Source organism: Streptomyces sp. NPDC054883 (assembly GCF_053610645.1).
The window spans coordinates 1-13,180 of the sequence record NZ_JBSGYT010000015.1 but is presented as its reverse complement, the minus strand read 5'-3'; the positions used below and the strand labels follow the sequence as shown (position 1 = coordinate 13,180).

Here is a 13,180-nt window from a genome sequence, read left to right as displayed (position 1 = left end):
GTACTGCGCGCGGTCGAAGGCCGGCGGGCGGCCGCCGGCCCGGCCGCGGCTGCGGCGCTTCGCACGTTGGTCGTCCGGGCTGGACGATCTTTGCTTTGATCCCGCGTTTGCACAGGTGAGGTGGTAAGCCCGGCTTGTCGCCGCGTGCTCGGTTCGGCCGGGTGCGCGGGCGCCCACCCCCGGTGCGGGCCACCTTCAGGGCCTGCGTGACGGGAACATCGGGCCGTCCCCGCGCGGCCGGGCTGTCCGGTCCCACTGAGCATTCGTCAGTTCATGCCGGCGCACCATGACCGACTCGTGCCCGGAACGGCAGCAGATCCACCATCCGGGCAAGAGCCGTCGAAGACTGCCTAGTCCAACCATGAGAACGGGGCAGACCGGTCGGACAAGACGCTCCGCGGTCAAGGGCCGGCCTACGACACCTTGATTTCACCGATCGGATCCGCGGAGATGGTGAGGCGCCGCGACCCGTCCTCGAAAGTTTCGATCGTGACGTAGTGGCCCGTGTAGTCGTGTGCTTTCAGGTACGTCAACAGGTGCTCGCCCCAATGGAGCCACGTCGGGACGTTGCTCTGGCCGGCGATCCTGTAATCGGCATGGTCGATGGCGATCTCGTGCACCCCGAGAGACGTCGTACCGATGACGACTTCGAACGGTACCCTCGCCTCTTCTTTGACTCCTTTGCCATTTGTTTCCGCTTCCCACGCCGCGTTTGCGAAGAACACGTTCCGGAAATACGTCTTCTGGTCGATGGGGTGCCGCGCCTTGGTGAGCTTAAGGCTTCCGATGGGATTGGAGTTCGGATTCGTAGGCCGCTGGGCATCGCTGGCCGACATCTTCTTGAACCATGAGTGGCTCAGCAGCTCGGACGGCAGGGCCGGACCATCGTCTCCACCGACCTCGGCGGCCGTCGGGTCGTTCTGCTGCACGCTTGACGGTTCTTTCCCGTTGGGTTTACGCGGGTCTGCTGACTTGCTGTGCTGGGACCGCCTGAAGATCTGCTCGCCTTCGTCGCCCTGGCGAGCGGTACCGGCCCGCCTCCGTCCGGCCATCCGGATCTCGTCGCCGATCCGGTAGACGGGAGACTCGATCAAAAGCTTGATCAGGGCATCGTCAAGCGGTTTGCAGACGCCGTCATCGTGGAGCAGGTCGTCGAAAAGGGCCGCGAACTGGCCGGCAAGTTCTACGTCGTCAGCGGATCCGAATGACCCGGAGATTTCCACGGCGGCTTCGTAGTTCCAGAAGACGCCCCCCGCAGTCAGATTGTTAGAGCCGATGAACGCTGCCCAATCGTTGGCGCCAGTGAAAAAGTAGATTTTCGGATGGAACGTGCGGCCGGCGTCGTGGAAGACGTACGCTTTATTGCAGATTTTGTGTACCAGGTGAAGCCCCTGGCGGGTGGCGCCGCCCTCGCTGATGCCCACCACTGCCGTGATCTTCTTACCTCGTTCGCGGAATGAGCGGAAATGCTCCTCGATCCGCGAGAGGCCACTCTGCTTTGCCCAAGCTGTTGCGATGTGCAGTTCCGAGTACCTATCATCTGCGCATCGAGAGGCCAGGAACTGGTGAAGGTTGGGTGCGGTTGCGTACGGCTGACCCACGAGGCTGATTCGCATAAATGATCACCGTGCCGCAAACGCTCACCAGTGGCAAGCGGGATTCCGACTTATTACAGCTGGTCCCTTCTGTCCGTCCCAGCCTCTAGACTCGACTGGCGATCGACCGATGCCTGGAGGGCACAGCACACGTGAAGACCATGCAACAGGTGTCCGCCGACAAGCTGCGCGGCGGGTTCTACTCGCCTCAAGCCTTGGTCGCAGTGTGCCTCGACCGGCTGCGCGATCTCCTCCCTGCGTCCCTAGAGTCCCTGCGTCTTTTGGAACCCAGCGCCGGTGACGGCGCGTTCATCCGTGGTCTCGAAGGCGATCCGCTCCGCAAGAGGGTGCGGGAGCTGGTGGCGGTCGAACTCCTGGAGGCGGAAGCCCATCGCTGCGCGGAGGCCGGCGGCCGGGCTTCGTTCGAGACGGAGGTCCGACACGGGAGCTTCCTCGACCCCGACCTGGTCCCCGAGGGGGGATTCGACGCGGCAGTGGGAAATCCGCCGTTCGTCCGGTTCCAATTCGTCAGCGATACGGAGCGGAGCTATGCGGACCAGGTCGCGAAAGAAATGGGAGTAACGCTCAAGGGTGTTTCGAACCTCTGGATTCCCATCTTCCTCTGCGCCCTAAATAAAATTCGCGAGGGGGGTGCGTTCGCCTTCATCATCCCTGCCGAATGCCTTACGGGAATCTCGGCTGCGGCTGTACGCAGGTGGCTTCTGCGCAACTGTTCGTCCGTGCGCGTCGATCTGTTCGGTCCAGGCTCTTTTCCCGGCGTCCTCCAAGAAGTGGTCGTGCTCAGCGGCCGTCGGGAGCCGTCGGCTGCGGACGCGCAATTGACGGTATGGGACCACAGCGCCGACGGGCGCGCGTGGCGGCACTCGGCCTCCCCGGAGGCGCCCACGTGGACTCGCTATCTGCTTTCCCCCGCACAGCTGGAAGCCCTCAACGAGGTTTCCTCGCTGTCCTGCGTGCGAAGTGCGGGAAGCTGGGTTCGCTTCGGGGTCGCGACCGTCACAGGCGCAAACGATTACTTCTCCGTCGACCGCGAGATGATCGAAAAGTACGACCTCGGAAACTGGATCCGTCCCCTGCTGCCGAGGATCCGCAATGCCGAAGGCCTGGTCTTCACCCCTGAAGACCATCAGAGGAACGTCAGCGAGGGGGCGCGCGCTGGCCTGCTCGACTTCGCGCGCGGCGGCACGAGCCCGCTGCGGCACGAAGGCGCCTTGCGCTACATCGCCACCGGGGAGCAGGCTCAGCTCCACACACGGTACAAGTGCAGGATCCGCGATCCTTGGTACTGCGTCCCGGTCGTCGCGGCAGGGGACCTGCTCCTGTCCAAGCGGTCGCACCTCTACCCCCGCGTAGTGGTGAACGAAGTGTCGGCCATCACGACAGACACGATTTACCAGGGCAAGATGCTGGCCCCGGACATGATGCCGGCACGTTCATTCGCCGCCTCTTTCCACAACTCGCTGACTCTGCTGTCCGCAGAAATCGAGGGCAGGAGCTTCGGCGGTGGGGTGCTTGAGCTGGTGCCGAGCGAGGTGGCGCGACTGCGCGTACTAGCGCATCCGTCGATGAGTGAAGAGCTGGACCGACTGGACAAGGTTTCGCGTTCCACCTCCGGTGATGTCGAGGAGGTCTTGATCCGCGAAACTGACGGTCAGTTGGCGAAGCGGATTCCCGGGATCTCCGACTCGGTCCTCGGGCTCCTGGCGGAGGCGCGCATGGAATTGCAGAAGCGGCGCCTCGATCGAAACCGCTCCTCGGCAGTGCTGTAGCCCCCGCCCGACCCTGGGTCCCTGCCGGGCGGCAGGGACCTCCGGCGTGTCTGGGATGCCCGACCCGTTGAAGTTGCCCCGCTCGTCCCGCAAGTAGACCGGAGGGCGCGTCACATGGGCCGGGCTCAAGCCCGCTCCCGACCGCACATACGCGAAGACCCCGTCCTCAGCGTTAGCGCTGATGGCGGGGTCTTGGGCACTTCCTGCGAAGTGCCCCCGGCAGGATTCGAACCTGCGCACACGGCTCCGGAGGCCGTTGCTCTATCCCCTGAGCTACGGGGGCGTGTCGTTCGCGTTGCGGCGACGGGTTGAACCCTACCAGCTCGCGGGCGGTGATCAGAAACGGTTTGGCGGGGCCGGGAGGGGTGGGTCGCCCGGAGGGGGTGGAAGTGGGGAAAACCCGGACGCGGAGGCTTAGGCGGACCTACTCTCGAGTTGTGTCAGGCGCCTCGGGCCGGGTGCTTGTTGTCGACGACAACAAGGTCATCCGGCAGCTGATCAAGGTCAATCTCGAGCTGGAGGGCTTCGAGGTCGTGACCGCGAACGATGGTGCCGAGTGCCTGGACGTCGTACACCACGTGTGTCCCGACGTGATCACCCTCGATGTGGTCATGCCCCGGCTGGACGGATTCGGGACCGCCGCGCGGCTGCGGGCCGATCCGCGGACGCGGGACGTGCCGCTCGCCATGGTCAGCGCCTGTACGCAGCACGAGATGGAGGCCGGGATCACCGCCGGGGTCGACGCGTTCCTCGCGAAGCCCTTCGAGCCCGCCGAGCTGGTCCGGGTCGTACGGCGGCTGGTCGAGCGCCGCGACCGGCGCGAGCGGGAAGGGGCCCCCGCCGGTACCGGGCGGGGGTAAGGGGTGTCCGGCGGATCAGGGCCGGACAGCCCCTGGCGCCGGCAGCGCTGTTCACATGGCGAAACCCTTCGCATGACGCGGAAGGTTCTCCCCTAGGCTGGGTCCCGTGACCCCCGCCGACCTCTCCCGTACCGTCGCGCGCGCCGTGCGCGGCGCCGTCGAGGACGGGGAGCTGCCCGCCGGTGCGGCCGTGTCCGGACGGGTTGTGGTGGAGCGGACCCGGCCCGGAGGGGTGGGGGAGTACGCCACCGCTGTCGCCTTCCAGGTCGCCAAGGCCGCCCGCTGCGCGCCCGGTGAGGTTGCCCGGGTGCTGGCCCGCAGGCTCGGCGGGGAGCCGGGGATCGAGAGTGTGGAGGTCACCGGTGCGGGGTTCCTGAACTTCACTTTGCCGCCCCTGTCCGCCCGCCTCGTCATCAGCGACGCGATCGTCTGGGACGTGGTCATCCGGGACGTGCGGGGAGGCGCCGCGTTCCTTCCCGCCGCCGCCGTCGAGGCGGGTGCCGGCCTCGGGCTGCGGGAGCGGGTCGTGCAGGAGTGTGTCCTGAGGCTCGTCCGCAGCCAGGGCGGCGGCGAGCACGACGCCCCCCTGATCGGGGCCTCCTCCGGGGGACGCACCGCACTCGGTGCCTCCAGCGTCGCGCCCGTCGCCAAGCGGGACGGGGACGTCGTCGCGCGATTCGGAGCCGATGCCGCGCGCTGGGCCATGCTCGCCGCCCCGCCGCACGAGACCCCCTCGTTCCCCGGTCGGCTCCTCGTCCAGGACGAGTCGAGCGAGTTCTTCCGCGTGCGCTACGGATACGCCCGCACCCGGGCCCTGCTGCGCAACGCCGCCCGCCTCGGCTTCCGGCCGGAGCCGGGGGACGTCGCCGGCGCCGACGCGCTGCTGCGCGCCCTCGCCGACCACCCCCTCGCCCTCGAAGCCGCCGCCCACCACCGCGCGCCCGAGCGGCTCGTGCGCCAGCTCGTCCGGCTGGCCGACACCCTGCTCGACTTCCAGTACGACGTGCTCCCCAAGGGAGACGAGAAACCCTCGGCCGCCCACCGCGCCCGGCTGGCCCTCGCCGAAGCCGCCGGGACGGTGCTGGCAGGCGGCCTGTCCCTGCTCGGCATAGCTGCCCCCGAACGCCTGTGACCTGCGAAGAGAGATCCCGATGAGCCGTTCCGCGCACCCCGCCGGGCCCCGCCACGCCGACGTCCTGCCCGAGGGCCACTACGCGCCGCCGCCCGCCGACCTCAACGTCCTCGACGAGAAGGTCTGGTCGCGCACCGTCACCCGCAACGCCGACGGCGTCGTGACCGTGGGCGGGATCGAAGTGACCGAGCTGGCCGCGGAGTACGGCACCCCCGCCTACTTCCTCGACGAAGAGGACTTCCGCGGGCGCTGCCGCGCCTGGGCGCACGCCTTCGGCGCCGACGCCGACGTGTTCTACGCGGGGAAGGCGTTCCTCTCCAAGGCCGTCGTGAAGTGGCTGCGGGAAGAAGGACTCAACCTCGACGTGTGCTCCGGGGGCGAGCTCGCCACCGCGCTCGCCGCCGGGATGCCCGCCGAACGGATCGCGTTCCACGGCAACAACAAGTCCGTCGCGGAGATCACCCGCGCCGTCGAGGCCCGGGTCGGACGCATCGTGCTCGACTCCTTCCAGGAGATCGCCCGCGTCGCGCACATCGCCGCAGGCCTGGGCGTACGCCAGCCGGTGCAGATCCGCGTCACCGTCGGCGTCGAAGCGCACACGCACGAGTTCATCGCCACGGCGCACGAGGACCAGAAGTTCGGGATCGCGGTGGCCGACGGGTCCGCCGCCGAGGCCGTCCGCAGGGCGCTGGGGCACGACTCGCTGGAGCTGCTCGGCGTCCACTCCCACATCGGCTCGCAGATCTTCGACATGGCCGGTTTCGAGGTGTCCGCCAAGCGGGTCGTGCGGCTGCTCGCCGCCGTCCGCGACGAGCACGGCGTCGAGCTGCCCGAGATCGACCTCGGCGGCGGCCTCGGCATCGCCTACACCTCCGCCGACGACCCCCGCGAGCCGCACGAGATCGCCAAGGCCCTGCACGAGATCGTGGCGCGGGAGTGCGAGGCGGCGGGGCTGCGCGCCCCCCGGATCTCCGTCGAGCCCGGCCGCGCGATCGTCGGCCCGACCGCCTTCACCCTGTACGAGGTGGGCACCATCAAGCCGCTGGAGGGGCTTCGGACGTACGTCAGCGTCGACGGCGGGATGTCGGACAACATCCGCACCGCCCTCTACGACGCCGAGTACGCGGTGACGCTCGTCTCCCGCGTCTCGGACGCCGAGCCGATGCTGGTGCGCGTCGTCGGCAAGCACTGCGAGAGCGGCGACATCGTGGTCAAGGACGCCTTCCTCCCGGCGGACCTCGCCCCCGGCGACCTGATCGCGGTCCCGGCCACCGGCGCGTACTGCCGCTCGATGGCCAGCAACTACAACCACGCGCTGCGCCCGCCCGTCGTGGCCGTGCGCGAAGGACAGGCGCGGGTGATCGTCCGGCGCGAGACGGAGGAAGATCTCCTGCGTCTCGACCTCGGATGACGGCGCTATTTCTGGCGCGGGCCCCCGGGCCCCCAAAATGGACGTCTCACTCAATGGACCGAGGATGGAAACTACTGTCCATTGCGTGAGACTGGTCAGACCTGGCACGCAAACCGCGTGCCGGGTGGCGATGGAAGATCGAAAGGCGTAGGTCGAATGATGCGTACGCGTCCGCTGAAGGTGGCGCTGCTGGGCTGTGGTGTGGTCGGCTCAGAGGTGGCGCGCATCATGACGACGCACGCCGCAGACCTGACGGCCAGGATCGGCGCGCCCGTCGAACTCGCCGGCGTCGCCGTGCGCCGCCCCTCCAAGGTCCGCGAGGGCATCGACCCGGCCCTGATCACCACCGATGCGACCGCCCTCCTCAAACGCGGCGACATCGACATCGCCATCGAGGTCATCGGCGGCATCGAGCCGGCCCGCGGCCTGATCACCACCGCTTTCGAGCACGGCATCTCCGTCGTGTCCGCGAACAAGGCGCTGCTCGCCCAGGACGGCGCCGCGCTGCACGCCGCGGCCGACGAGGCCGGGCTGGACCTGTACTACGAGGCCGCCGTCGCCGGCGCGATCCCGCTGGTCCGCCCGATGCGCGAGTCCCTCGCGGGCGACAAGATCAACCGGGTCATGGGCATCGTCAACGGCACGACCAACTTCATCCTCGACAAGATGGACTCGACGGGCGCCGGCTACCAGGAGGCGCTGGACGAGGCCACCGCCCTGGGCTACGCCGAGGCCGACCCCACCGCCGACGTCGAGGGCTACGACGCCGCCGCCAAGGCCGCGATCCTGGCCGGCATCGCCTTCCACACCCGGGTCCGGCTGGACGACGTCTACCGAGAGGGCATGACCGAGGTCAGCGCCGCCGACTTCGCCTCCGCCAAGCGCATGGGCTGCACCATCAAGCTCCTCGCCATCCTGGAGCGGGCCGCCGACGGCCGGTCGGTGACCGCGCGCGTGCACCCGGCGATGATCCCGCTCAGCCACCCGCTGGCGTCGGTCCGCGAGGCGTACAACGCCGTCTTCGTGGAGGCGGAGGCCGCCGGGCGGCTGATGTTCTACGGCCCCGGCGCGGGCGGCTCGCCGACCGCCTCCGCGGTCCTCGGCGACCTCGTCGCCGTCTGTCGCAACAAGCTCGCCGAGGCAACGGGGCCCGGCGAGTCGGCGTACACCCAGCTGCCGGTCAGCCCCATGGGGGACGTCGTCACGCGCTACCACATCAGCCTCGATGTGGCCGACAAGCCGGGCGTCCTCGCCCAGGTCGCGACGACCTTCGCGGAGCACGGAGTGTCCATCGACACGGTCCGCCAGCAGGGCAAGGACGGCGAGGCCTCCCTCGTCGTCGTCACTCACCGGGCTCCCGACGCCGCCCTCTCCGGGACCGTCGAGGCGCTGCGGAAGCTGGACACCGTCCGCGGTGTCGCCAGCATCATGCGTGTTGAAGGGGAGTAAGGACCCATGAGCAGCAATCGCACCCACCAGTGGCGCGGCATCATCGAGGAGTACCGGGACCGCCTGCCGGTGACGGACGCGACGCCCGTGGTCACGCTCCGCGAGGGCGGCACTCCCCTCGTACCGGCCCAGGTGCTTTCCGAGCGCACGGGCTGTGAGGTGCACCTGAAGGTCGAGGGCGCGAACCCCACCGGGTCCTTCAAGGACCGCGGCATGACGATGGCGATCACCAAGGCCAAGGAGGAGGGGGCCAAGGCGGTCATCTGCGCCTCCACGGGCAACACCTCGGCCTCCGCCGCTGCGTACGCGGTGCGTGCCGGGATGGTCTCGGCCGTCCTCGTGCCCCGCGGCAAGATCGCGCTCGGCAAGATGGGCCAGGCCCTGGTGCACGGCGCCAAGATCCTCCAGGTGGACGGCAACTTCGACGACTGCCTGGACCTGGCCCGCGCGCTCTCTGACAACTACCCGGTGGCGCTGGTCAATTCCGTCAACCCGGTCCGGATCGAGGGCCAGAAGACGGCCGCGTTCGAGATCGTCGACGCACTGGGCGACGCCCCCGACATCCACGTGCTGCCGGTCGGCAACGCGGGCAACATCACCGCGTACTGGAAGGGCTTCAAGGAGTACAAGGCCGACGGCCTGGCCTCCCGTACGCCCCGCGTGTGGGGCTTCCAGGCCTCCGGTTCCGCGCCCATCGTGCGCGGCGAGATCGTCAAGGAGCCGCACACCATCGCGACGGCGATCCGCATCGGCAACCCGGCCTCCTGGGAGTTCGCCCTCGCGGCGCGCGAGGAGTCCGGCGGCTTCATCGACGAGGTGACGGACCGCCAGATCCTGGCGGCGTACCGCCTGTTGGCGGCGCAGGAGGGCGTGTTCGTGGAGCCCGCCTCGGCCGCTTCGGTGGCCGGTCTGCTCAAGGCCGCCGAGGCCGGACTGGTCGACCCCGGCCAGACGATCGTGTGCACCGTCACCGGCAACGGCCTCAAGGACCCCGACTGGGCGGTCGCCGGGGCCCCGCAGCCGGTCACCGTTCCGGTGGACGCCGAGGCCGCGGCCGTCCGGCTCGGCCTGATCTGACCCGGAGCCCGCCCCGCGCGGGCTCCACGCCGTGTCGCCGGATTCCGGGATCCCCGGAATCCGGCAACTCGGTCCGTACGGCACGAAATGTCCGGCCGGAACCGACGGAAGCCGACGGAAGTCCGCGACACGCATCGTGCGCCTCCTGTGCGCCCTATGTCGCGAGAGAACCTTCCTTCGATAGGCTGTACTTACATCCGCCACCGCGCATATGACCGCGGTGCTGCCCCGAGGGCCTTCGGGTGTCGTGCGTTCTCCAGTACATTCGCAGCGAAGATCCCGCCAAGCACCAGATCTCGCACAGTCACAAGGAGTGTCATCGACCGATGGCAGGTCCAGCGTTCCGCGCCGCCGCCGTACGAGTGCGCGTCCCCGCCAGCAGTGCCAACCTCGGCCCCGGCTTCGATGCCCTCGGCCTGGCCCTGGGGCTCTACGACGACGTGGTCGTCCGGGTCGCCGACTCCGGCCTGAACATCGACATCGCCGGTGAGGGCGCCGACAACCTCCCGCGCGACGAGAGCCACCTCCTCGTACGCTCCATGCGCACGGCCTTCGACCTGCTGGGCGGCCAGCCGCGCGGCCTGGAGGTCGTCTGCGCCAACCGCATCCCGCACGGTCGCGGGCTCGGCTCGTCCTCCGCCGCGATCTGTGCCGGCATCGTCGCCGCCCGCGCCGTCACCATAGGCGCGGAGGCCAGGCTCGACGACGCGGCGCTGCTGGAACTCGCCACCGAGATCGAGGGGCACCCCGACAACGTCGCCGCGTGCCTGCTGGGCGGTTTCACCCTCGCCTGGATGGACGGCGGCAGCGCCAAGGCGATCCGGATGGACCCCGCCGATTCCATCGTTCCGGTGGTCTTCGTGCCTTCCAAGCCGGTCCTCACGGAGACGGCGCGCGGCCTGCTGCCGCGCACCGTCCCGCATGTGGACGCGGCCGTCAACGCGGGTCGCGCGGCCCTGCTCGTCGAAGCCCTGACCAGGCGTCCCGAGTTGCTGCTGCCCGCCACCGAGGACCGGCTCCACCAGGAGTACAGGTCCCCGGCGATGCCCGAGAGCGTGGCTCTCGTGGCCCGGCTGCGGGCGGACGGGATCCCCGCGGTCATCTCCGGCGCGGGCCCCACGGTCCTTGCGCTGGTCGACAACGGTGCGGCCGACAAGGTCGCGCAGCTCGCGGGCGAGGGGTGGGCGGCCAACCGGCTGGCCCTCGACGTCCCGGGCGCGAGCGTTCTTCCGCTGGGCACCCAGGGCGGCTAGGCCCACGGGCCCGGCCGGCCAGGGTGCCGGTGCGGCGGCTGGGCAGGCCGACCGCGCGGAAGGCGTGATTGCCGGTGATTGAGAGGGGGAATGTCTGTTGGATCCGGTAGTGTTAATCTCGAGTGCGCATCCGAAGCCGCCATGGCTCGGTGCTCAGTGTCCCCATTCGGGACCACCTTTCTTCCGGGAGCCTCCCCGACTGCTCTGATCGCTTCCAGCAGTTTCGAGCACGCTCCGGAATCGGCGTGACATTCCCACGCTTCCAGCTCGGGGGCTTCTCGCCGGAACCAGCACGCACGTTTCTCTCCGCCGTATCTCTACCGGCGGACCACCGCCCCGGCTGCAGTCCACGACCCATCAGGTCACAGACTGTCGTCGGACAGCACAACCGGTCGCCGAGCCAGACAGGCCGACGTCCGCTCCAGGGAAGGACCCTTCGTGAGCGACACCACCGATCTGATGGGCGCTGCCGACACCAACGTCGACACCAGTGCCCCCGCCGCGGGTGCCGCGGCTGCCACTGCCGGACGGCGGCGCCGCTCCGGCACCGGCCTTGACGGCATGGTCCTGGCCGAGCTCCAGCAGGTCGCGTCGGGCCTCGGTATCAGGGGCACCGCGCGGATGCGCAAGAGCCAGCTGATCGAGGTCATCAAGGAGGCGCAGGCGGGCGGAAGCGCCCCCAAGGCCGCCGCCTCCGCCGCGGACACCGCCGAGGCCAAGCCGAAGCGCCGCGCCACCAGCAAGGCCCGCACGGGTGAGGCCGCCGCCGAGGCGCCCGCCGAGAAGCCTGCCGCGCAGGCCCAGATCGAGATCCCCGGCCAGCCGGCCAGCGACGACGCCCCGGTCGGCGAGCGCCGCCGCCGTCGGGCCACCGCCCCCTCCGGCAGCCCGGAGTCCACGGCGCCCGTCGCCGTCCAGGTCGAGCAGAAGACCGACACCGCCCCCGCCACCCAGACCGAGGTCAAGGTGGAGGCCGCGACCGCCGTCTCCGCGCAGGGCCAGGGCCAGGGGCAGACGCAGCTCCAGGAGGCCGGCGAGGGCCGCGGCCGCCGGGACCGCCGCGACCGGGGCGAGCGCGGCGAGCGCCAGCGCGACCGCCGCGAGCGCGGTGCCAAGACCGACGAGCAGGGCCAGGGCGGTCAGGCCCAGGGCGGCCAGGGCCAGGGCCAGGGCCAGGGCCAGGCTCAGGGCGGTCAGGGCGGCCGTCAGGACCGGCAGGACCGCGGCGACCGTCAGCAGCAGGGCGGCCGCGGCCAGGGCCAGCAGGGCCAGCAGGGCCGTCAGGACAACGGCCCGCAGGACGACTTCGACTCCGAGGACGGCCGTCGCGGCCGTCGCGGCCGCTACCGCGACCGCCGTGGCCGTCGCGGCCGCGACGAGTTCGCCCCGAGCGAGCCGCAGGTCGCCGACGACGACGTCCTGATCCCCGTCGCGGGAATCCTCGACACCCTCGACAACTACGCGTTCATCCGGACCTCCGGCTACCTGCCCGGCCCGAACGACGTGTACGTCTCCCTCGCCCAGGTCCGCAAGGCGGGGCTGCGCAAGGGCGACCACACCACCGGTGCCGTGCGCCAGCCCAAGGACGGCGAGCGCCGCGAGAAGTTCAACGCCCTCGTGCGCCTGGACTCGGTGAACGGCATGGCGCCCGAATCCGGCCGCGGCCGCCCGGAGTTCCAGAAGCTGACCCCGCTGTACCCGCAGGACCGGCTCCGTCTGGAGACCGACCCGGGCGTGCTGACCACCCGGATCATCGACCTCGTGTCGCCGATCGGCAAGGGCCAGCGCGGTCTGATCGTGGCCCCGCCGAAGACCGGCAAGACCATGATCATGCAGGCGATCGCCAACGCGATCACCACGAACAACCCCGAGTGCCACCTGATGGTCGTCCTGGTCGACGAGCGTCCGGAAGAGGTCACCGACATGCAGCGGTCGGTCAAGGGCGAGGTCATCTCCTCGACCTTCGACCGTCCGGCCGAGGACCACACCACCGTCGCCGAGCTGGCCATCGAGCGCGCCAAGCGTCTCGTCGAGCTGGGTCACGACGTGGTCGTCCTGCTGGACTCCATCACCCGTCTGGGCCGCGCGTACAACCTCGCCGCCCCCGCCTCCGGCCGCATCCTGTCCGGTGGTGTCGACTCGACCGCGCTGTACCCGCCGAAGCGCTTCTTCGGTGCCGCGCGCAACATCGAGGACGGCGGCTCGCTGACCATCCTGGCCACCGCGCTGGTCGACACCGGCTCGCGCATGGACGAGGTGATCTTCGAGGAGTTCAAGGGCACCGGCAACATGGAGCTCAAGCTCGACCGCAAGCTCGCCGACAAGCGCATCTTCCCGGCCGTCGATGTCGACCCGTCGGGCACGCGCAAGGAGGAGATCCTCCTCAACGCGGAGGAGCTCGCCATCGTCTGGAAGCTGCGCCGGGTGCTGCACGCGCTCGACTCGCAGCAGGCGATCGAGCTGCTCCTCGACAAGATGAAGCAGACGAAGTCGAACGCCGAGTTCCTGATGCAGATCGCCAAGACCACCCCGGCGGGCAAGAACGACGACTGACCGTCGCCGTAGCCGGACCGCCTTGCGGGACCGCCCCCGTCGCAGCCGCGACGGGGGCGG

At 69.7% G+C, this 13,180-nt stretch carries 9 protein-coding genes and 1 tRNA gene; 8 read left to right on the top strand and 2 right to left on the bottom strand.

From position 1 onward, the window contains the following. Positions 1 to 413: 413 nt before the first annotated feature. Positions 414 to 1,427, bottom strand: a complete 1,014-nt coding sequence (locus ACWGH1_RS13940; protein ID WP_453353652.1) for a hypothetical protein — start codon at positions 1,425 to 1,427, stop codon at positions 414 to 416. A 338-nt stretch (positions 1,428 to 1,765) separates the two neighbouring features. Here ACWGH1_RS13940 and ACWGH1_RS13935 point away from each other — a divergent pair, with 338 nt between their 5' ends. Then, the gene (locus ACWGH1_RS13935) at positions 1,766 to 3,385 is read left to right on the top strand and encodes an Eco57I restriction-modification methylase domain-containing protein (RefSeq protein WP_453353651.1); all 1,620 of its coding nucleotides are present in this window, start codon (positions 1,766 to 1,768) and stop codon (positions 3,383 to 3,385) included. Between the two features lie 211 nt (positions 3,386 to 3,596). On the opposite strand, the gene ACWGH1_RS13930 is transcribed toward ACWGH1_RS13935, so the two are convergent. Then, positions 3,597 to 3,668: transfer RNA gene (locus ACWGH1_RS13930), tRNA-Arg, on the bottom strand. A gap of 106 nt (positions 3,669 to 3,774) precedes the next feature. Between ACWGH1_RS13930 and ACWGH1_RS13925 the strand changes: the two genes are divergently transcribed. From ACWGH1_RS13925 to rho, 7 genes are all read left to right on the top strand, one after another. Beyond that, positions 3,775 to 4,245, top strand: a complete 471-nt coding sequence (locus ACWGH1_RS13925; protein ID WP_453353650.1) for a response regulator — start codon at positions 3,775 to 3,777, stop codon at positions 4,243 to 4,245. 106 nt (positions 4,246 to 4,351) lie between these two features. Further along, complete coding sequence (gene nrtL / locus ACWGH1_RS13920; protein ID WP_453353649.1) at positions 4,352 to 5,377, top strand: ArgS-related anticodon-binding protein NrtL; 1,026 nt, start codon at positions 4,352 to 4,354, stop codon at positions 5,375 to 5,377. A gap of 19 nt (positions 5,378 to 5,396) precedes the next feature. Beyond that, complete coding sequence (lysA, locus tag ACWGH1_RS13915; protein ID WP_453353648.1) at positions 5,397 to 6,788, top strand: diaminopimelate decarboxylase; 1,392 nt, start codon at positions 5,397 to 5,399, stop codon at positions 6,786 to 6,788. A gap of 156 nt (positions 6,789 to 6,944) precedes the next feature. After that, positions 6,945 to 8,237 carry a homoserine dehydrogenase gene (locus ACWGH1_RS13910; protein WP_453353647.1) on the top strand — a complete coding sequence of 431 codons (1,293 nt, stop codon included), beginning with the start codon at positions 6,945 to 6,947 and terminating at the stop codon, positions 8,235 to 8,237. 6 nt (positions 8,238 to 8,243) lie between these two features. Continuing rightward, a complete protein-coding gene (thrC, locus tag ACWGH1_RS13905; RefSeq protein WP_453353646.1) occupies positions 8,244 to 9,314 on the top strand; it encodes a threonine synthase in 1,071 nt (356 codons plus the stop codon). Between the two features lie 326 nt (positions 9,315 to 9,640). Continuing rightward, positions 9,641 to 10,567 carry a homoserine kinase gene (gene thrB, locus ACWGH1_RS13900; RefSeq protein WP_190183428.1) on the top strand — a complete coding sequence of 309 codons (927 nt, stop codon included), beginning with the start codon at positions 9,641 to 9,643 and terminating at the stop codon, positions 10,565 to 10,567. A gap of 438 nt (positions 10,568 to 11,005) precedes the next feature. Next, positions 11,006 to 13,120, top strand: coding sequence for a transcription termination factor Rho (gene rho, locus ACWGH1_RS13895; RefSeq protein WP_453408677.1), 2,115 nt, complete (start codon positions 11,006 to 11,008; stop codon positions 13,118 to 13,120). The last annotated feature ends 60 nt before the right edge of the window (positions 13,121 to 13,180 follow it).